17 protein-coding genes are annotated in these 18,842 nt (G+C 61.9%); 1 reads left to right on the forward strand and 16 read right to left on the reverse strand.

Annotated features, from left to right (window positions below):
• Nucleotides 1-48: 48 nt before the first annotated feature.
• Nucleotides 49-1,038, forward strand: coding sequence for a sensor histidine kinase (locus HYPDE_RS08895; protein ID WP_244437815.1), 990 nt, complete (start codon nt 49-51; stop codon nt 1,036-1,038).
• 54 nt (nt 1,039-1,092) lie between these two features.
• Here the strand turns inward: HYPDE_RS08895 and HYPDE_RS08900 are convergent, their stop codons facing one another.
• From HYPDE_RS08900 to HYPDE_RS08975, 16 genes are all read right to left on the reverse strand, one after another.
• Nucleotides 1,093-1,602 carry a periplasmic heavy metal sensor gene (locus tag HYPDE_RS08900; protein ID WP_015598098.1) on the reverse strand — a complete coding sequence of 170 codons (510 nt, stop codon included), beginning with the start codon at nt 1,600-1,602 and terminating at the stop codon, nt 1,093-1,095.
• On the reverse strand, nt 1,599-2,072 hold the full coding sequence (locus tag HYPDE_RS08905) for a hypothetical protein (RefSeq protein WP_015598099.1): 474 nt from the start codon (nt 2,070-2,072) through the stop codon (nt 1,599-1,601). Before HYPDE_RS08905 ends, HYPDE_RS08900 begins: the two co-directional genes overlap by 4 nt.
• A 20-nt stretch (nt 2,073-2,092) precedes the next feature.
• Nucleotides 2,093-2,725, reverse strand: coding sequence for a sigma-70 family RNA polymerase sigma factor (locus tag HYPDE_RS08910; protein WP_015598100.1), 633 nt, complete (start codon nt 2,723-2,725; stop codon nt 2,093-2,095).
• Between the two features lie 127 nt (nt 2,726-2,852).
• Nucleotides 2,853-5,807 carry a bifunctional [glutamine synthetase] adenylyltransferase/[glutamine synthetase]-adenylyl-L-tyrosine phosphorylase gene (locus HYPDE_RS08915; protein WP_244437816.1) on the reverse strand — a complete coding sequence of 985 codons (2,955 nt, stop codon included), beginning with the start codon at nt 5,805-5,807 and terminating at the stop codon, nt 2,853-2,855.
• Nucleotides 5,808-5,811: 4 nt separating this feature from the next.
• Nucleotides 5,812-7,269: a sensor histidine kinase gene (locus tag HYPDE_RS08920; protein ID WP_015598102.1), complete on the reverse strand. Its 1,458-nt coding sequence runs from the start codon at nt 7,267-7,269 to the stop codon at nt 5,812-5,814.
• A complete protein-coding gene (locus HYPDE_RS08925; RefSeq protein ID WP_015598103.1) occupies nt 7,253-7,933 on the reverse strand; it encodes a response regulator transcription factor in 681 nt (226 codons plus the stop codon). The genes HYPDE_RS08920 and HYPDE_RS08925 overlap by 17 nt, the downstream gene beginning before the upstream one ends.
• Before the next feature lie 118 nt (nt 7,934-8,051).
• Nucleotides 8,052-9,665 carry a Do family serine endopeptidase gene (locus tag HYPDE_RS08930; protein ID WP_015598104.1) on the reverse strand — a complete coding sequence of 538 codons (1,614 nt, stop codon included), beginning with the start codon at nt 9,663-9,665 and terminating at the stop codon, nt 8,052-8,054.
• A 226-nt stretch (nt 9,666-9,891) separates the two neighbouring features.
• Nucleotides 9,892-10,362: a cytochrome c-type biogenesis protein gene (locus tag HYPDE_RS08935; protein WP_041320237.1), complete on the reverse strand. Its 471-nt coding sequence runs from the start codon at nt 10,360-10,362 to the stop codon at nt 9,892-9,894.
• Between the two features lie 4 nt (nt 10,363-10,366).
• Nucleotides 10,367-12,352 (reverse strand): heme lyase CcmF/NrfE family subunit, encoded by a 1,986-nt coding sequence (locus HYPDE_RS08940; protein WP_015598106.1) that lies wholly within the window; start codon nt 12,350-12,352, stop codon nt 10,367-10,369.
• Between the two features lie 12 nt (nt 12,353-12,364).
• Nucleotides 12,365-12,838, reverse strand: coding sequence for a cytochrome c maturation protein CcmE (gene ccmE, locus HYPDE_RS08945; RefSeq protein WP_015598107.1), 474 nt, complete (start codon nt 12,836-12,838; stop codon nt 12,365-12,367).
• A gap of 23 nt (nt 12,839-12,861) precedes the next feature.
• Nucleotides 12,862-14,052, reverse strand: a complete 1,191-nt coding sequence (gene ccmI, locus HYPDE_RS08950; RefSeq protein ID WP_015598108.1) for a c-type cytochrome biogenesis protein CcmI — start codon at nt 14,050-14,052, stop codon at nt 12,862-12,864.
• Between the two features lie 146 nt (nt 14,053-14,198).
• Nucleotides 14,199-14,912 carry an RT0821/Lpp0805 family surface protein gene (locus HYPDE_RS19725; RefSeq protein ID WP_348226095.1) on the reverse strand — a complete coding sequence of 238 codons (714 nt, stop codon included), beginning with the start codon at nt 14,910-14,912 and terminating at the stop codon, nt 14,199-14,201.
• Nucleotides 14,872-16,254 (reverse strand): sensor histidine kinase, encoded by a 1,383-nt coding sequence (locus HYPDE_RS08960; RefSeq protein ID WP_015598110.1) that lies wholly within the window; start codon nt 16,252-16,254, stop codon nt 14,872-14,874. Before HYPDE_RS08960 ends, HYPDE_RS19725 begins: the two co-directional genes overlap by 41 nt.
• Nucleotides 16,244-16,915, reverse strand: coding sequence for a response regulator transcription factor (locus tag HYPDE_RS08965; protein ID WP_015598111.1), 672 nt, complete (start codon nt 16,913-16,915; stop codon nt 16,244-16,246). Before HYPDE_RS08965 ends, HYPDE_RS08960 begins: the two co-directional genes overlap by 11 nt.
• An 80-nt stretch (nt 16,916-16,995) precedes the next feature.
• The gene (locus HYPDE_RS08970; protein WP_015598112.1) at nt 16,996-17,286 is read right to left on the reverse strand and encodes a hypothetical protein; all 291 of its coding nucleotides are present in this window, start codon (nt 17,284-17,286) and stop codon (nt 16,996-16,998) included.
• 100 nt (nt 17,287-17,386) lie between these two features.
• On the reverse strand, nt 17,387-18,700 hold the full coding sequence (locus HYPDE_RS08975; RefSeq protein WP_015598113.1) for a TIGR02594 family protein: 1,314 nt from the start codon (nt 18,698-18,700) through the stop codon (nt 17,387-17,389).
• Between the last annotated feature and the right edge of the window lie 142 nt (nt 18,701-18,842).

The raw sequence follows: 18,842 nt of genomic DNA on the forward strand, positions 1-18,842 counted from the left end.
GAGATGGCGCGGACTTGGTCCGTTCCTCACCGGGGGAACTTTGCCAGTTTGACCGCAAATCGGGTGCGCTCGCACGCCCCGCTCAAGGCGCTGCTGCATGCAGGCAGCCGCGACGTCCGGCGTGGTCCCCTTTTGATGTTATCCGCGTTGCTGACGGCCATCGGCATTGCAGTCCTGAACTTTGATTCGCAATCGCTCGCGACAGTGCTGCTCGTAGCTGGCGCGGGGCTGGCGGCAGCTCTCATCCTATCTTCCGGCCATGCATCGACCGCGGCCGTTGCCTCGAATATCCGGAACGGAGCTGCTTCGTGCCACGCTACGTCCTCCCGATTTCCCGAGCTTCTCGTTCAATCCCAGTCGAACGCGGGTCTCGACCGAGCCGCGTGGGCAAAACTCACGGCCCACATGAGTCACGAGCTCAGGACGCCCCTCAACGCCGTACTCGGATTTTCGGAGCTGATGTCGAAGGAGATTTTCGGACCGCTCGGATCGAGCGCCTATGGCGACTATGCACGCGATATTCACGCAAGCGGCCGCATGCTTCTAAAATCGGCCGAGGATGCGCTGGCGATTACGGCATTGCTGACCGCTCCGTCGCGCAAGGAGGCGCCGCGGCCATGCTACCTCAAATCAATTGTAGATGAAGCCTGCGCTTTTGCGGAGTACGATCTCGCATCGCGTGCCATCACGATCGAAACCGATGTCGATGCCGGCGTTGAGATCATCGGCGATCCACAGGCGACGCGGCAGATGCTGATCAACCTCGTCGCGGAAGCGTCACGAAATGCCTGCTCAGGCGCCGTCGTACGCATCGGAGCGTGTGCCACGAATGACACTGCCGAGCTTTCCATCGCGCTATCAGGTCAGGAAAGCTGCCAAGCCGCAAACAGCGATGACTTCGCCATGATCCTGGCACGGACGCTGTGCGAGCTTTCAAACGCCCAACTTACCGTCACGGATACATCTGCGGGGGTACGATCGTGGGCCATCCAATTCCTGGCCGCGACCCAAAATGATCTTTTTTCGGGGCGGGCGTGAGGTTTCGTCTGGGTGTGACGAAACGGACAAAGCGGCTACAGCCGAACATGAAGCCTAATCGGATTTGGTATCGCTATCGGCCTTGGCGGAATCGCCGCGCCTTAGAAAATTGGGTCTGCGCTTGTCGCGCCATGCTTGCAACAGTTTGCGTTCTTCGGGCGTCACGCTCGCTGCAATTTCGGCGAAAGAGTTATTGAGGCCGGTCCTGAACTGATTTTCCGTCTCTCTTAGCTTCGCCATCGCCGCTTTGAATTTTTCCTTGTCGAAGGGTTCGGTAGTCAACAGAGAATTGACATCAAGCCAGGCGTTGCGGACGGCTTCGCGCTCATCTTTCAATGAGGCTCGCGCATCGATAACCTGCCGGCGAAAAGCATCGCGATGTTCCGCAGGCAATTTCTGCGAGAAAGCGAGAAGACCGAATTCGCCGCGTGTGTGCCGAGAATAGTAATGCCAGACGGCGGTAGCGAGCCCGCCGATAAAGAGCAGATTGAGCGCCAGCGAGAAGATCAACGCCGGATATACCAGCCGCGAACGGCGGCCGCTCTGATTTGCCTCCACCGTCACAGCATATCCTCATCCAGCAAGACGTCGGCCTCATCGGTTTGGGCAACCTGACGGGATGCGTTCGCCGAATTCGTTCCCAAAAGCGCGCTGACAACGCTCGACTGTCCGGCAAGGACACCGAGGATGAGCGACGCAGCCAGGGCGGTCGCGGCCAAGCCATGGTGACGGCGCAGGGCGGGTCGCTGCACCGCTTCCGAACGTGCCGCAACAAGACGCGGCTGATGCGCGGCAGCCGTTGCGATCCGCTCCTTGAGGCTATCAAGACGCGAAGCATCGTACCGCGGTGCGCGATCGAGCAGCTCATCGAACAGTTCTGCATCGCGGAGCATTTTTCTGGCTTCGCCGCTATCGGCGATCAAAGCTGACAGTTCGTGACGGAGCGGCGCCGGCCAGCGCGTTCTATCGGCACCATAGGTGTCGAGAGCTGCCTCCAATCCATCAAGCCCGGCGGGCCTCATGTTCCGTGTCATTGTCTCACCGTCTCCCGCATTCAGGGCTCGTTGTCGTTGCGCAACGATTCCCATTCCGATTTCAAATCCGCTTTCAGCTGCCTGCGCGCCCGGCTCAGGAGCGACTCGACCGCTTCATCCGACACCCCCAGAATGTTGCCGATCTCGATTTGGCTTAATCCCTCGAAATGAAAGAGGGTCAGAGCCAATCGCTGCCGCTCGGGGAGCTTCTGCATCGCGCCTCCGACGCGGCGCTGGACATCCTGGCTTTCAAGTGCGGCCAACTGCTTGGCTGGCTCGGGAACCTCCGGCAACTCCTCAACCACCTTCACACGCCCTTGTCCGCGTACGCGATCAAGGCACAAATTCGAAACAACACGGCGCAGCCACGGCCTGATACCCGCAGGCCCCATCTCCAACGTCGCGCCGGAGCGCCAAAGCCGCAGGAACGCCTCCTGCGCCACGTCTTCGGCCTCGGCATCGTCCCGGAGCATCCGTCGTGCGATCGAGACGATGCCTCCGAGGTGACGTTCCATCAGCACGCCGAAAGCCCGGCTGTCGCCAGCACCGGCCTCGGCGACGAGGATAGCCTCGTCGTTTCGAGCCTCGGCCGCAGGCCGCGGACGGGCCGAGCTGCCATCGGTCTTCATCGCCGCCACGTATGCCCTCGACATGCTTTCCGCTGCCTACCTGGCTGTCGACTTGCCACGAGGCGCATAGGGTTAAATCCTGCGCGCCAATCTGCATCATTTGTCCACATGAACGCCATAGGACCGCGCAATCCGTCGCTCGCAACCGAACTCAGACAATAAGGCGCTCGAAAGCCTCTCGAACATCGGCAAGCGATTGTTTCAGCTTATGTTCCAAATCCTCGAAAGAGGCGGCCTCCCCGGCTCGGACGAGCAGCGATTTGAGGCCTTTGGGCGCGGAAGCGGAGTGAAACGGCCCCTCAAGGGTCAGGCGCAGAATTTGCGTCAGATCGTGCAGAAGCTGGCCCGCCGCCGACAGCCGGCGATGATCCTCCGCCGAAATAAGCCCTTCCGACGCGGCCGCGTCCAGAGTGACGAGCGTCGTCTGGTCGAGGATCCGAGGATGGTCGGCGGCGAAGATAAGTTGCAGATGCTGGGCGATAAACTCCAGATCGACGAGGCCGCCGCGGACCTGTTTCAGGTCCCAAATATCCCTCGTCGCTTTTTCAGCCTCTATCCGCTCCCGCATATCCCGGATGTCGGCAGCGATCTGCGCCCGGTCGCGGCGGGTCGTCAGAACCTTGCGGATTTCCGCTTCGACGCGTGCGGACAAATCCGGCGACCCCGCAATCACGCGGGCGCGCGTCAGCGCCATGTGCTCCCAGGTCCAGGCTTCCGTCGCCTGATAGCTCGCAAAGCTCGAAAGCTGCGTTGCGACCGGCCCCTTCTGGCCGGAAGGCCGCAGCCGCATATCGACCTCATAGAGCGCACCCTCGGCCGTTCGTGCGGAAATGGCGTTGATCAGACGCTGCGTCAGGCGCGTGTAGTAATGCTGCGGAGCAAGCGGGCGCGGCCCATCCGACTGCTCGGCACCGCGATCGAAATCGTAGACGAGAATGAGATCGACGTCGGATGCCGATGTCATCTCGCGGCCGCCGAGCTTGCCCATCGCGATAACCACGGCGGAGCCACCCGGCACGCGGCCGTGCTCTTCCTGCATCTGGCGACAGACTTCGCGGAGCAGCCCGGCAATCAGACGTTCCGCGACGATCGCATAGGCGAGCCCTGCTCCCGCTGCCGAAATGCTCCCGGTCAGCGTCCTGACGCCGATAAGAAACTTCTGCTCGCTGCCGATGATCCGCGCGGTATCGAGCACTTCCTGCATCGGACCGCCAGCACTCGTCGCGCGTGCCGCGGCGAAGGACTTGATCAGCAGGTCGTCGATCGCGTCCTCATCCAAGCGGCTGCCGAGCACGTGCGGGTCGAGCACAGCATCGAGCAGACGGCGGCGTTTCGACAGGATATGTGCCAAACGCGGCGCCGATCCCATGATGTCAGCGAAAAGCCGGATCAACCCCGGTTGGGCCTTGAGCAGCGAGAAGAACTGCACGCCTCCGGGCAATTCGGACAGAAAGCGATCGAAGCTCGCGATTGCCGCGTCGGGATCGACCGTATCGGCCAAAGCCGAAATCAAGAGCGGTTGGACTTCCGTCAGGCGCTCGCGGGCTCGCGGCGACCTTACCGATGGCGTCCGGCCGTGATGCCATCCGCGAACGATAGCCAGAACCTGTGCCGGCTGCGAATAGCCGAGGCGCTTCAATTCCTCAGCGGTCTGGGGATCATCCTCGGCGCCCGAGAAGACCATGTTCGAGGTTTCGGCGGTCAAAGCGGGCGCGTCCTCGAACAGGCCGGCGTAGTGTTTCTCGACCGTTTCGAGTTTTTCGGTCAGCTCGATCGCAAGCTCTTTGGCAGTCGGATACCCTGAAAAGCGTGCGAAAGCCTCCAACGTCGATGGATTCGCGGGCAGCTCGTGCGTCTGCTCGTCCGCGACCATCTGGACCCTGTGCTCAAGGCGGCGCAGATAGCGATAGGCTTCATCAAGCTCGGCGCGGCAGGCGGGCTTCACCCAACCTCGCTGTTCGAGCGATGCGAGCGCATCGAGCGTTGCGCGCACGCGCAAATCCGGCTGACGCCCGCCCGCAATCAACTGCTGGGTCTGCACGAAGAACTCGATTTCGCGAATGCCGCCGCGACCGAGCTTCAAGTTTTGCCCCGGAACGGTGATGCCGCCGATATCCCTGTATGCGTGAATCTGACGCTTCATCGCGTGGATATCGGAGATCGCCGCGAAATCGAGATACTTGCGCCAGATGAACGGCGACAGCTCATCGAGAAATGCGTTCCCTGCATCGATGTCACCGGCGATCGGACGCGCCTTGATCATCGCCGCGCGTTCCCAGTTCTGGCCGACCGTTTCGTAATAGCCGTGCGCTGCGGCCGTCGAAAGCGCGACCTGTGTTGCCCCGGCGTCGGGACGGAGGCGCAGATCGGTGCGAAAGACGTAGCCGTCGGCCGTCCGCTCTTCGAGGAGCAGAACGAGATCACGCGTCAGACGAACGAAAAAGGAATTTAGATCGCCCGAACCCGCAAGGCGGGATTTCTCTCGGTCGAAGAATACGATCAGGTCGATGTCGCTCGAATAGTTGAGCTCGAATGCCCCGAGCTTGCCCATCGCGAGGACGAAGTAGCCGGATCCTTGCTCGGGCGCCGTCCCATCGAGCGGTTGCCAAACGCCTTGCTCTGACGCTTTGCGAAAAAGGAAGCCAACCGCCGCCGCTACGGCCGCGTCGGCACTTTCCGACAGCACGCGCGTGACGGTCATCACCGGCCAGACGCCGCCAAGATCGGCAAGCGCCGTCAAGAGCGCGACTTCCGACTTATACTGCCGCAGTACTTTTTTCGCGGCCGCCATGTCCTGCACCTCGCTCATGGCCCGAACGAGGTTTCGTGTAATGGTCGCGAAGTGATCCTCGGGCGATCGTGTCAGAACGCGGTCCAGGCGCTCCCTATCGAGGGTCGCTAACGTTGCCAGATAGAGCGAACCCTCGAAAGTGCCACGCAGCAGGGCCTCGACCTTTGGATCACGGAACACTGCTGCGAGGGCCGGCGTGTTTGCCTCGGCCTCTGCCACGAGCGACGTCAGGCGCTCGGCGCCCCGACCGTCAGGGGCGGCAACCGGGGTTTCGGCGATGCGGGAGGCTAGGCTTGACTCGAGAGGCTGATCCATCGGCTCATTGTGCAGCAATACCGGCCGACACGTCACTATCTGCACTACCGCTGGCTGGCGACGCGGCAATCATGCATTTGCCGGACAGCAGCACCGCAACCTTGAGGCCGGGCTGATTGTCCTCAAGCCGAACCTCCCCATGGTGCAGCCGCGCAACCGCCGCGACAAGGCTCAGTCCGAGCCCGGTTCCTGGCTGCGTGCGGCTTGCCTCAAGACGGACGAACCGCTTCAGCGCCCTTTCCCGGTCGTCCGCCGCGATCCCGGGGCCGTGGTCGCCGACCGAAAATGCCGGTCTGCCCTCTTCCCGATAGGCACGAACCGTAATGGCGCTCCCGGGCTCGCCGCCACGGGAATATTTGATCGCATTGTCGATGAGATTGGCGACAGCTTGCCCAATGAGCTGGCGATTGGCGCGAACGAAGACATTCTTCTCGGCTTCGATCGACAGCGCGAAGCCCGCTTCTTCTGCGGCGGGCATGTAGAGTTCCGTCACGTCCTCGACAAAGCGTCCGAGATCGAATGTCTCGACACTTTCTTCCAGGGGCCCGGCTTCGAGACGTGCGATCAGAAGCAGCGCGTTGAAGGTCTTGATCAACTCGTCCGATTTCTCGATCGTCCTTTCCAAACCTTCCCGATACGCTTCCGCACCACGCGGGTCGCGCAGTGCCGCCTCCGCCGAATTACGCAAGCGGTTGAGCGGCGTCTTCAGATCGTGTGCGATGTTGTCTGAAACTTCGCGCAGACCGCTCATCAGCCCTTCGATGCGATCGAGCATTTCGTTGAGGTTTCCGGCCAGCGCATCGAGTTCGCCACCGCTGCCGCTCGTTGGAATGCGACGCGTGAGATCGCCGTCGATGATCGAACGGCTCGTCGCCGTGATCGCATCCATGCGGTTGAGAATGAGGCGGCTGACGGCAAGTCCGCCGAGAAGGCCCGCGACCGACAGCACGCCGAAACCCAGCAGAAATGCCAACCGGATCGAATCTGCGAAGGCGCGCTGATCTTCGATATCGCGGCCGACGATCAGGCGGACATCGGAGCCGAGATCGACGGGAATGGCGACGGCGAGATGGGAGGCGCTGTCGTCTCCGGCGGGCTGATAGCTGAAGACTCCGCCATGCGTATCTTCGGTCAATTCAGGCGGGATGCGGTTGAGGTTACCCGCGATCTTCACGCCCCCGGCATCCGCCAGATAATAGAGCCCGGTGCCGCGCAAGTGCGACATGGCCGCAACAGTCTCGGCAAGCTTCGCGCGTCCGCCGACCTTCATTTCGGACGACAGGATGCGGGCTTCGGCGGTCAGCACGCCCAGAACCTGATTGGTCAGGAGATTGTTGGTCTGCCAAAACAGAAATCCAACGACGAGGGCGGCGGCCAGAAGGAAGAATGCCACTGCCGCCGCGCTCAGTCCAAATGCCGTTGTCGACGCCGCTTTTGCGACGCGCTCAAGCAGGGCCGTCACGGATCGTGTATCCTGCGCCCCGAACCGTATGCAGTAACGGCTTGTCGAAGTTCTTGTCGATCTTGGCGCGCAAACGCGAGACGTGCACGTCGATGACGTTCGTCTGCGGATCGAAATGATAGTCCCAGACATGCTCGAGCAGCATCGTGCGCGTCACGACCTGTCCGGCGTGCTGCATGAGATATTCGAGGAGACGGTATTCTCGCGGCTGCAGCAGGATGTGCTCTCCGCCGCGAGTTACCCGATGGGAAAGCCTGTCGAGCACGAGGTCGCCGACGGCGATACGTGTCTGTTGCTCTTCCGGAGCGGTACGGCGCCCGAGGGCTTCGACGCGCGCCAGGAGCTCGGAATAGGCATAGGGCTTCGTCAGATAATCATCGCCGCCGGCGCGCAGGCCTTTGACGCGATCGTCGACCTCGCCCAGCGCCGAAAGAATGAGGACGGGGGTGCGGTTGCCTTGGGCGCGCAGCGACTTGATGACCGAAAGACCATCGAGACGCGGCAGCATTCGGTCGACAATCAGAACATCGTAGGCGCCGTCGGTCGCAAGCGCCAGGCCTGCCTCGCCGTCGGCGGCGAGATCGGCCGTGTGCCCATTCTCTTTCAAAGACTTCTGAAGGAACTGCGCCGTTTCCCTATCGTCTTCGACTACGAGCACGCGCATGGCGTTTTTCTGATCCTGGCCTTCTCTCGGATAACTGTTTAGCTGGACGCCATCCAAAGGTCGAGGCAGCCCCGCCGTGTGGTTGACGGAGCTGCCTGAGCTTGCCATGGCGTTAACCTCAGCCCTTCTTGGAGGACAGTTGTACGGCCACAAATCGCTTCTGGTCGGACGACTTGATGTGCAGAAGAACGGCCGTACGCTTCAAATTCTGGGCCTTCTTGACGCCGGCCACGACGTCGTCGGGCGTTTTAACGGTTTCGCCCGAGACCTCGAGGATCACGTCCCCGGCCTTGAGGCCCTTCTCGGCGGCGTCGGATGACGGGTCGACCTCGGCAATGGCGACGCCCTCCTCGTTCGACCCCGAGCGCGCCGGCATTAGCGTGACGCCAAGCTGGCTCAGCTCCATCTGCGAAGACTTGCTGTCGTCGTTGTTATTGCCGTTGTTGTCGTTCTCGTCGTTATCGCCGTTCATCAAGGCTTCGGCATTCTTCGGGAAGAGCCCGAGCTTGACGTTGATCACCTTCTCGGCGTTGTTGCGCCAGACCTTGATATTGACGGGCGAGTCCGGGGAGAGCTCGGCGATCTTGCGTGCGAGGTCGCGGCTGTCCGCCACCTTGGCATCGTTCACCTGAAGAATTGCGTCCTGGGTCTTGATGCCGGCAGCCGCGGCAGGGCCGTTCGGCGTGACTTCGCTGACCAGCGCACCATGGGCTTCGCTCAGGCCGAGGCTCGCAGCCGTATCTTCGTCGACATTCTGAATCTTGACGCCAAGCCAGCCGCGCTTGACCGTGCCCGTCGCCTTAAGCTGCGTCACGACCTCATCGACGGTCTTTGCCGGAATGTCGAAGGCTATGCCGACATTGCCGCCCGACGGAGAGAAGATCGCGGTATTGACGCCGATCACCTCGCCGTCGAGGTTAAATGTTGGGCCACCCGAGTTGCCGCGGTTCACGGCAGCGTCGATCTGCATGTAATCGTAGGGACCGGAGCCGATGTCGCGCGCAAGCGCGGATACGATGCCGGCCGTCACCGTGCCTCCGAGACCGAAGGGGTTGCCAACGGCCAGCGCCCAGTCACCGACGCGCGGCGCCTTCTTCGAGAAGGTCACTGCAGGGAATGTCTTGGTGCTTTCAATCTTCAGGAGCGCGACGTCGGTACGCGGATCGGTGCCGATGAGCTTGGCTTCGTATTTCGTTTCGTCGTTATCGAAAGCGACCTGGATCTTCGTCGCGCCGTCGATCACGTGGTTGTTCGTCACGACATAGCCGTCGGACGAAATGACGAAGCCCGAGCCCTGGCCCTGGACGATCTTCGGGCGTTCTTCCGGCTGGCCGAATTCCTTCGGCAGACGCTTGAAGAAATCATGCAACGGGTGGTCGGGAGGAAGATCGGGAAGATTGAAGTTGCCGCCGCCTTTCTTATCGCCCTTATCGCCTTTATCGCCTTTATCGCCTTTGCTGTTCTCGGCCATTTTCGAGGCGCCGCCGTCGTTGACGACGGACACCGAAACGACAGCAGGCTTCACGCGCTCGATGAGGTCCGCAAAGGAGAGCGGGGCCCGACCCATCGGCGTTTCGATCGTCTGTGCGGCGGGCGTATCGGCCCGGACCGCGTGGGATGGAATGAAATAGCCAAATCCCGCCGCGGCAATGGCAGCGAGCGCCACGAATGACGGAGCAATTTTCGATAAACGAGCGTTCGACATCGTCGCCGCGCGATGGGGGAGTCGCATCCCTTGGGTCTCCAAGCTGAAATTGGCCTTTTAGCCTAGCGTCCAGCGGTAACGGAGGCGGGATTACCGCAGGATGTCAGGCACGTTAACAGTTGGTAATCTCGGGTGGCGCTCACATGCCGTTGCCGTGTCCGTGCGGGCCATACAGGGCCGGACGGACACGGCTCGTCGGAGCAAATGGCGCTGGACGGCCGGCCAAGCCCGGCCGAAGCCGGGAGAGATTAGCTTAGCTCTGGTCGCCCGAGAGGATCTTGGAGAGCTTGGCTTTTTCGTCGTCGGAGAGCGCCGCACTTTCGATGGCCCTGGGCCTTGCCGCCGCGCGGGCAGCCAGCGTCAGACCGGCCAGGAACACAAGAATTGGCGTCAGCCAGAGTAGCAGCGTCGAAAGTTGGAACCTGGGCCGCAGCAGCACGAACTCACCGTAGCGGGCGACGATATAGTCGATGACCTGAGCGTCGGTATCGTGAGCAACGAGACGTTCGCGCACCAGGCGGCGCAAATCCGCCGCGAGCGGAGCATCGCTGTCGTCGATCGATTCGTTCTGGCAGACGAGACAACGTAGTTCGGACGAGATCGTGCGGGCTCGCTTTTCAAGCACGGGATCGGACAGCATTTCACCGGGCTGAACGGCGAACACCATCGACGCGTTAGCGAGGACTGCCAATGTGAAAACAGCGACTGCAAAAAGCCGGCGCATCGCCTTACTCCGCAGGAACGGCAACGGGCTGCCGCCGAGCGCGGCCGGCCGGAACGCCGATGCGCAACCGCCGGTCGGACAGCGAGATGCCGCCGCCGATGAACATGATCAGCGCGCCGAGCCAGATAAACCGCACGAGCGGGTTGAAGTAGGCGCGAACGGCGTAGCCGCCGCCTGGCTGGGGATCGCCGATGACGAGATAGAGATCGCCGCGCCAAGCCGCATGAATGCCCGCCTCCGTCGTCGGCTGCGGCGGGGCATCGTAGAGTCGCTTCGACGGTGTCAGGCGCGTCACCGATGTGCCGTCGCGCTTGACGTCAAAGTCGGCGAAGTCCTCGCGATAATTCGGACCGCGTCCGCTTTCGACTCCGGTGAACGTCACGTCGTAGCCCGCGACCGAAAGAGTCTGACCGGGCTTCATGACGAGGATGTGCTCCTCGCGGTAGGCGCTCGTTGCGACAATGCCGACGACGAGCATGCCGATACCGAAATGCGCGAGCAGCGTGCCGTAGGCGGAACGAGGGAGATTTCGTACACGGCGAAAAATCTCGGCGCGTGAAGCTTGGCCGAGCTTGACGCGGTTCGCCCATTCGCTGAGCGCACCCATCATGACGTAGACGCCGACGCCGATACCGAGGGGCGCAAGCCACGGTCCGCGATGCCCCACAGCGAAGAAGGCGACAATCGCAACGATCGCAGCCAGCACCGCGAACGCCAGGCGCTGCATGGCACCGACGAGATCGCCGCGCTTCCATGCGAGCATCGGACCGATGGGAAGCGCCAGCAGCAGCGGCACCATCAGCGGACCGAACGTCGAGTTGAAGAACGGCGGTCCAACCGAAATTTTCTCGCCCGTCAAGCCTTCAAGCGCCATCGGATAAAGCGTGCCGACGAGCACCGTCGCCGCGCCGGTCACGAGCAGCAGGTTATTCAGCACGAGGCTGCCCTCACGGCTGATCGGCTGAAAGAGCCCGCCGGTTTGCATCTCGCTGGCCCTGAGCGCGAAGAGCGCCAGGCCGCCGCCGGTGAACAAAATCAGGATTGCGAAAATGAAAATGCCGCGTGCCGGATCGACGGCGAACGAATGCACCGACGTCAAGACGCCCGAGCGGACGATGAACGTTCCCATCAGCGACAATGAGAATGTCAGAATCGCCAACAGGATCGTCCAGACCTTGAGGGCCTCGCGCTTCTCCATCACGAGCGCGGAGTGCAGAAGCGCCGTCCCTGCGAGCCACGGCATGAAGGAGGCGTTCTCAACGGGGTCCCAGAACCACCAGCCGCCCCATCCGAGCTCGTAGTACGCCCACCACGAGCCCATCGAAATGCCGATCGTCAGAAACATCCACGCGGCGAGCGTCCACGGCCTCACCCAGCGCGCCCACGCGGCATCGATGCGCCCCTCGATCAGCGCAGCGATGGCAAAGGAGAACGCAATCGAGAAGCCGACGTATCCGGTATAGAGAAACGGCGGATGGAACGCGAGCGCCGGGTCTTGCAGAATCGGGTTTAATCCGCGGCCATCGGACGGCGCCGGATCGAGACGGAGAAAAGGGTTCGACGTCAGGAGCGTGAAAAGCAGGAAAGCGACCGCGATCGACGCCTGCACGGAAAGCACACGGGCTTTCAACGTGGGCGGCAGATTGTTGCCGAACATCGCGACGGCAGCGCCGAAAAGCGCCAGGATCAGCACCCACAACAGCATCGAGCCTTCGTGGTTGCCCCAGACGCCGGCCATCTTATAGATGAGCGGCTTCGTCGAATGAGAATTCTCGGCGACGTTCGCAACCGAGAAATCCGACGTCACATAAGCGTGCATCAACGCCACGAATGCGATTGCAAGCAGGATGAACTGAGAGACGGCAGCAGGTTCGGCAACGCGCATCATCCGCTCGTCTTTGAGAGACGCGCCGGCCATCGGCAGAACGACCTGCACGACGGCGACGAGAAGCGCCAGGATCAAAGCGAAATGTCCGAACTCGACGATCACGGCATAGCCTCCCTAGGGCGTCTCGCTGGTTTTCAGCGCCGCCGGGTGGTGTGCGCCTGAGCCAAGTTTCACGCCCTTCTCTTCAAGTGCCTTCGCCACGTCTCGCGGCATGTAGTTCTCGTCGTGCTTGGCGAGTACGCTATCGGCCTTGAAACCGCCATCGCCATCGAGGACACCTTCGGCGACGACACCCTGTCCCTCGCGGAAAAGATCGGGCAGAACGCCCGTGAACGTTACGGGAATATCTTTCAGCGTGTCGGTCACCTTGAACTTGATCGTCGTTCCCTCGTGCACGACCGAACCGTTTTCGACGAGGCCGCCCAGCCTGATGCGTTGCCCGGCGGGCACGCCCTTTTCGACGATGTCGCTCGGCGTATGGAAGAAGACGACGCTGTCCTTCAGCGCAAAGAGCACGAGGATCAACGCCACTGCGAGCGTTGCGACGCCGCCTCCGATTAGAGCGCCGCGCTTTTGTTTTCGTGTCATCCGAGGTCAATATCCATCGCGCTTCAGCCTCCAAGTCCGAGCTCGCGTGCCAGATCGTCGATGCGCGCCAAGCCAACCTGATCGCCTTTGAGATTCGTTCGAGCGTCGCTCAGTGCTTTCACGGCATCGTCGCGTCGGCCGAGGACCTGATAGGCGCGTATGAGCTTCAGCCATCCGGCTGCATCGCTGCCGTCAGCCTTGAGGCGCGTCGCAAGGCCATCGACCATTTGCGTTATGAAAGCTTGCCGTTGCTCGGGCTTCATCGCCATGACGGCAGAGGTGTCGGACGCCGAAGGCTGCGGTGCGACCGTTGCCTCAGCAGCGTTCTTTGGCGATGTGTCAGCCGAAGCCGGTTTACCGCCGGCATCGGGCGTCAAGCTTGCGAGGCGGGCTTCGAGCATTTTGCGCCACGGAGCATCGGTCGGCGCTTCATCGATCAGCTTGCGATAGTCGGCAGCCGCTTCGGAGAGCTTGCCGTCCTGCTCCTTGGCGAGCGCCAGCCAGATGCGCGGCTCTTTCTTTTCGGGAGCGATCACGAGGAGACGTTCGAGCGCCTTGCGCGCATCCCCCGGAATGACGCCGTTCTCGATCCTGATCCGCGCATTGGCGAAACCCTGCAGCCGATCAGGCGTTTCTCCGACGAACCGCATGGCATTGGCGTAGGCGTTCGCCGCGTCGGCATAGCGACCCATCGCGTAATAGACCGGCGCGATGACGCTCCAACCCTTGCCGTCCTCGGGATGCTCGCGCAGACGTTCCTCAACTTTGGCGACGAGGTCGTTCGGCTTTTCCGAACCGGACGACTGAGTGATGCGCGCGCTCAGCGGATCGCCCGGCAGGCCCGGCGCTCCGTAGGCGAGATAAAGCGCGAGACTCGCGATTGGAAGAGCAATGGACGTGAGAACAGACGCATACGCCGCAAAGCTCGCTCGCCCGCGATGTCCAGACTCGTCCGCCCTGCTCCTTGCCGCTGTCGTGCGCAGAAGACGGCGCGCGATTTCGGAACGGGCGCTTTCGGCTTCGCCTGAGGCCAGCGTGCCGCTCGCCTCGTCGGCGGCAACTTCCTTGAGCTGATCTTTGTAGACGGCGATGTCGGCAGCAGCAGTGATGGCGTCGGGGTCTTCGGCCGCTTGCGGCGCAGCACGCAGCAGCGGTCGCGTAACGGCGAGCGTCACCACTGCCACCAGACCGGCCACCAAAATCCAGAAAATCATTGCCGCGCGATCCTCGACTTTAGAAACGGAATAAGATCGCGGCGGCAGGCAGGCAAGCCGACACTGGCCGGTTCAGCGCTTCTGTCGCGGATATGACTTAACTGTGATGTGTGCCGTAACACTGTCCTGCGGCACTCTGCACTGCGTCAGCCAACGCTTTGCCACGTCCCGTCCTGATTACGGCATGCCGTCCCACGCATCTGCTGAGGCCGACCGTCGACATATATCGTATGGGTGTAATCGCGGCAGTCGGCTACGCCACGCTTGTACGGCCGGCTTGGTACTACCTCGCCATAGTGTCCGGTGTCCGGATCACGCCATTGGCGCGACACGCCGGATTGGCCACGCTCAAGGGCATCGAATTCAGCCTCCTGCGCGTAACGGCGGTCGCGTTCATCGAGATTTTTGCCGATCTGGCTCCCGACGATGCCGCCAACGACGGCACCGGCGACGGTTGCCGCCACATTGCCGCTACCTTTTCCGAACTGATTGCCGACGAGTCCTCCGGCGACGCTGCCAAGAACCAGACCCGTGCTCTGGTTATCTATGCCGCCCTGGCCGTTGCTGCACCCGGCGAGCATGGCGACCGCCAAAAGCGGAATCGAGAAGCGCGCGACGCGCATGGCGAACCTCGTTTTTCGGTTTTCTTTCCCTTGCGCCGATGACCCCACCCGGCGCGTGTCCCTAATGTTGGCTAGACTGATATTGTGCGCTCGACAAGGCAGAAATCCACCACAATTCAGGCAAACAAACGACACGAGAGACTGATGCTGCACCGCAACACGCCGATTGAGCACAAAGCGGAAGAGGTATCGCCGGTCAGGCGGCCGGAAGCTCCAGGATGGCTTTGAGGCCCCCATGCTCGGAGGCGTCCAGATCAAGGCGCCCGCGATAGGATACGGCAAGATCGCTGACGATCGACAGCCCAAGTCCCGAGCCGGGCTTTGTTTCGTCGAGACGCAGGCCGCGTTTGCCGATCTTGGCACGCTGTTCGGCCGAGAGGCCGGGGCCGTCGTCCTCGATTGTGATCTTCAGTTTCTTGCGCCGCGCGGAACTCGTCTGCGCCTCAAGCGCCGCCGTCAGATAAGCGTGTCCTTTCCCCCACTTGCAGGCATTGTCGAGAAGATTGCCGAGCATTTCCTCCAGATCCTGCTTTTCGCCCTGAAATTTGACGCCCGGCTGGACCGAGAACGAAATCTCGATGCCCTTTTCTCCGTGGATACGCTCGATCGCCCGGACCAGTGGCTCGACCGTCGCATCGACCGGAGTCACACGACCTATGGCGCCGGCTCGCGCAGCCATGCGCGCGCGGTCGAGATAGTGGCTGATCTGGTCGCGCATCAATTGCGCCTGCTCGGCGACCTTCGCCCCGAACTTCGAACGATCGTCGCGCGCCTCGTTGACGATGACGGCAAGCGGCGTCTTCAAGGCATGGGCAAGATTGCCAACCTGCGTACGGGCGCGCTCGATGATGTCCTGATTGGACTCGATAAGGGCATTGAGCTCGGTTTGCAGCGGTTCGATCTCGGCGGGAAGCTGGCCTTCGAGTCGCTCGACCTCGCCCGACCGGATGCTCGCCAAGCCGCGCTCAATACGGCGCAGCGGCAGCAGCCCAAACCGCACCTGAAAAACGGTCGCTGCCAGAAGTCCTATGCCGACAAGCGCCAGCGCGCTCGTCAGGCGCGTGCGGAATTTCTTGACGGTTGCCTCGAACCAATCAAGTGGGCCCGCCACGACAATCGAATATTTCGTTTTGTCCGGATCGTGCCCGGGAGAATCGATAAATTCCAGAATGCGGATCGTGGAGCCGGTCGGCCCCGGAACGTTCATCCAGCGCGTACCGGACTTGTCGGTCGGAAATTTGCGCTCGTAGGGAGAGGGAAGAACGGCGGTCGCGAGCGACGGCGAGACAAGCGTCCGCCCCGGCGCGCCGTCGATCGGACGGATCTGCCAATACCAGCCGGATTGCGTTACCTCGAATAGCGGCTCGTAAAGGTTCGGCGGGATGACGGGTACGTCGCCGCTTGTGCCCATGCTGTCGACGGTGATCTGCGTCAGCAGCTTTCGCAGCTGCGCATCGAAACTTAGCTGCACGTCCTCGCGGTAGAGCGAATAGATGATGTAGCCCGCGAGCGGCAGCGCCAGAAGCGTCCACGCCGCCGAGGTCGCAAAGAGCCGCAAGGCGAGCGAATTAAGCCTCATCGGGTCCTTGGCTCATGCGATAGCCGAGACCACGGACGGTCTGAATCACATCGCCGGGGATTTTTTTTCGCAAGCGACCGATAAAGACCTCGATGGTGTTTGAATCCCGGTCGAAGTCCTGGTCGTAGAGGTGCTCGACAAGCTCCGTCCGCGATACGACACGACCGTTATGGTGCATCAGATAGGCAAGAAGGCGGAATTCGTGGGACGTCAGCTTGACCGGCAGGCCGTCGCAGGTGACGCGCGCGGACTTGGTGTCGAGACGGATCGGACCGCATTCGATCTCGGATTTGACGTGCCCCGAAGCGCGGCGGATCTGTGCCCTGACACGAGCCAGCAATTCTTCCATGTGGAAGGGCTTGGCGAGATAGTCGTCGGCGCCGGCATCCATGCCGGTCACCTTGTCGCTCCAGCGGTCGCGAGCGGTCAGAAGGATGACCGGCATCTTGCGGTCGCTGCGGCGCCACTGTTCGAGGATCGAGATGCCGTCCATCTTCGGCAGGCCGATATCCAGGATCACGACATCGTAGGGTTCGGTGTCGCCGAGGAAATAGCCCTCTTCCCCATCGGCTGCCGTGTCGACGGCGAAACCCGCATCCCCGAGCGCCGCCGCGAGCTGGCGGTTCAGGTCCTTATCATCCTCGACGACGAGCGCGCGCACGCTGATCCACTCCCTTTGTGCCGAATCCGCAAGTTGTAGGAGTGTTGGAATAAAATCTCCACCCCACCAACCGGAACCCATCACCGGACTGTAGCGGTAATAACGGTGGTTCTGAGCTGTCCCGTCGGGCTGCGAACGACGATGCGATAGAAATATCCGTCCCGAGACCGGCAAAGCGTGGTCTTCACAAGCTCGCCGATACCGTCGGCCGCCAGGGATTTCGAGACTTCCTCGACCGTTATGAGATTTTCGCTACGGACGATCTGGCCCGCCATACCCCAGTCCGTCAGGCAGTCTTCAGCGCACGCCGAGCCGGGCAGCACCAAGGCTGCCGCAGCTGTCACCGCTACCGCTCCAATAAATCCGGCCATACGCACTCTTCCAGACGTTAGCCGCCCATACAGATATCTCGTTGAACGGTCCATGAACATCGCCAGAGCGCACAGTTAAAATCTGCCAAAGCCGACGGAATTAACTCTTGTGCAGAGCGAGGGGGGTGTCGGCCTTGAGGCGGCCATAGATCGCCAACACCGTCCCGAACAATCCGGCGAGCGCTTGAACGGCCGTTATTGCCTGGTCGCCGAACGTCTGGATGATATCCGCCGGGAGGGCGATGCCCAAAGCCGGACCGATGGCCGGAATGACGGTCGCGGCTGCCGTGATCAGCGTCCCCCACACCGTCTTCGAACGTACCCACCATTTGCTGTCGTCATTGTCTGTGCTTTGCGTGTCGGTCGCATTACCCATCTTGCTTTCTCCTTTTGCAATTTGCCTGGGCTCGAGCAGCCCTCGGTTCGTGGCATCGGCGGCTGCCCACGTTCGTGCCAGCGCCAACGTGGCATCGACCCGCTTCAGCCAGCCGCGTCCGAAACGCCAGAAATGCGGAAGCGCGCGATAGCGCGTGCGCCGCATCTCGGCGTAGTCGTCGAGCAGATCCGAAAGACTTTTCGCGCCGATCGCAGCGAGGGTGTCAGGACCGATCTCGCCGTCAGCCGTGACGTCGACGACGCCTTGCAGCATTCGGATCGCCGCACCGACGCCGTGGTTCACGGCAGCATCGAAATGCATCAGGGCTAGGGGCGCCGTGAAAACCGGACACGAAGCAGGATCGAAGTAGCATTGCCGGTAGATCGCCGTGACCGTCGCGTCGGGGATGCGCTTCAACTCGGCAATCAGACGCGCGCGCGATACATCGTCGACGGCCTCGCTTTTAAACGCCGCGTAGGCATCGAGCGTGATTCCGCGATTGGTCGGTCCGCCCGGATCGTAGGGATCGTTCGAATAGCCGCCTTCCATGTCGAGCACATGCGCGAGCGCCTTCAGGAAGATCGTGTCGTCGCCCGTGTTCTCCGGCTCGATGTTTTCCTTGGGCCAGCGAAGCCCGAGTAACCGCGCTTTGTCGAACCCGGCAACCGTTACCGCGTCACCCTGATTGCCGCCGAGCAAATAGAGCTTGCCGTTCGTGTCGCTGAGCAGAAAGCCGACGTGTCCGGCGTTCGGGTCGTCGCCGCGCGACAGCACGACGACAGCGCCGAGCCGGGCCGCATCGAGCGGATCGCCCCAGTCAAGATACGATCTCGCCAGCAGCGAACCCGTCCCGACGTATCCGGCGCGGCGCAGCATGGCTCCGAGAAACGCCGCACACCACGGCGTCGCTTCGGTTTCAACGCTCGTGTCGCCGGCTTCGCGGAAATAACGCAGGATCTCGGGCGCATCGTCTTTGCCCGAAATTTCGCGCACGCCGAATTCGGCCCACGCGGCTGCGAGCCACGGCGGTTGGTCCATTTCTGCCTCTGAAATTTTGATCCGCTCTCTTGTGGAGGATGGCGCGAACTCTGAGTGAGCGACGCGGACCGAAAGCTTTAAACTTGCCCTACCCCCTAACCCCTCCCCGCAAGGGGAGAGGAATGGAGAGGTCGCCACCCCC

This window comes from Hyphomicrobium denitrificans 1NES1 (genome assembly GCF_000230975.2).
Lineage (GTDB): Bacteria > Pseudomonadota > Alphaproteobacteria > Rhizobiales > Hyphomicrobiaceae > Hyphomicrobium_B > Hyphomicrobium_B denitrificans_A.

Excerpts from the sequence above, each read along its gene's own strand:
- ccmE (WP_015598107.1), bottom strand. The coding sequence starts at position 12,838 with ATGACACGAAAACAAAAGCGCGGCGCTCTAATCGGAGGCGGCGTCGCA.
- HYPDE_RS08935 (WP_041320237.1), bottom strand. The coding sequence starts at position 10,362 with ATGCGCCGGCTTTTTGCAGTCGCTGTTTTCACATTGGCAGTCCTCGCT.
- HYPDE_RS19725 (WP_348226095.1), bottom strand. The coding sequence starts at position 14,912 with ATGGGGGCCTCAAAGCCATCCTGGAGCTTCCGGCCGCCTGACCGGCGA.
- HYPDE_RS08970 (WP_015598112.1), bottom strand. The coding sequence starts at position 17,286 with ATGGCCGGATTTATTGGAGCGGTAGCGGTGACAGCTGCGGCAGCCTTG.
- HYPDE_RS08930 (WP_015598104.1), bottom strand. The coding sequence starts at position 9,665 with ATGCGACTCCCCCATCGCGCGGCGACGATGTCGAACGCTCGTTTATCG.
- HYPDE_RS08915 (WP_244437816.1), bottom strand. The coding sequence starts at position 5,807 with ATGGATCAGCCTCTCGAGTCAAGCCTAGCCTCCCGCATCGCCGAAACC.
- ccmI (WP_015598108.1), bottom strand. The coding sequence starts at position 14,052 with ATGATTTTCTGGATTTTGGTGGCCGGTCTGGTGGCAGTGGTGACGCTC.
- HYPDE_RS08975 (WP_015598113.1), bottom strand. The coding sequence starts at position 18,700 with ATGGACCAACCGCCGTGGCTCGCAGCCGCGTGGGCCGAATTCGGCGTG.
- HYPDE_RS08905 (WP_015598099.1), bottom strand. The coding sequence starts at position 2,072 with ATGACACGGAACATGAGGCCCGCCGGGCTTGATGGATTGGAGGCAGCT.
- HYPDE_RS08910 (WP_015598100.1), bottom strand. The coding sequence starts at position 2,725 with ATGTCGAGGGCATACGTGGCGGCGATGAAGACCGATGGCAGCTCGGCC.
- HYPDE_RS08925 (WP_015598103.1), bottom strand. The coding sequence starts at position 7,933 with ATGCGCGTGCTCGTAGTCGAAGACGATAGGGAAACGGCGCAGTTCCTT.
- HYPDE_RS08960 (WP_015598110.1), bottom strand. The coding sequence starts at position 16,254 with ATGAGGCTTAATTCGCTCGCCTTGCGGCTCTTTGCGACCTCGGCGGCG.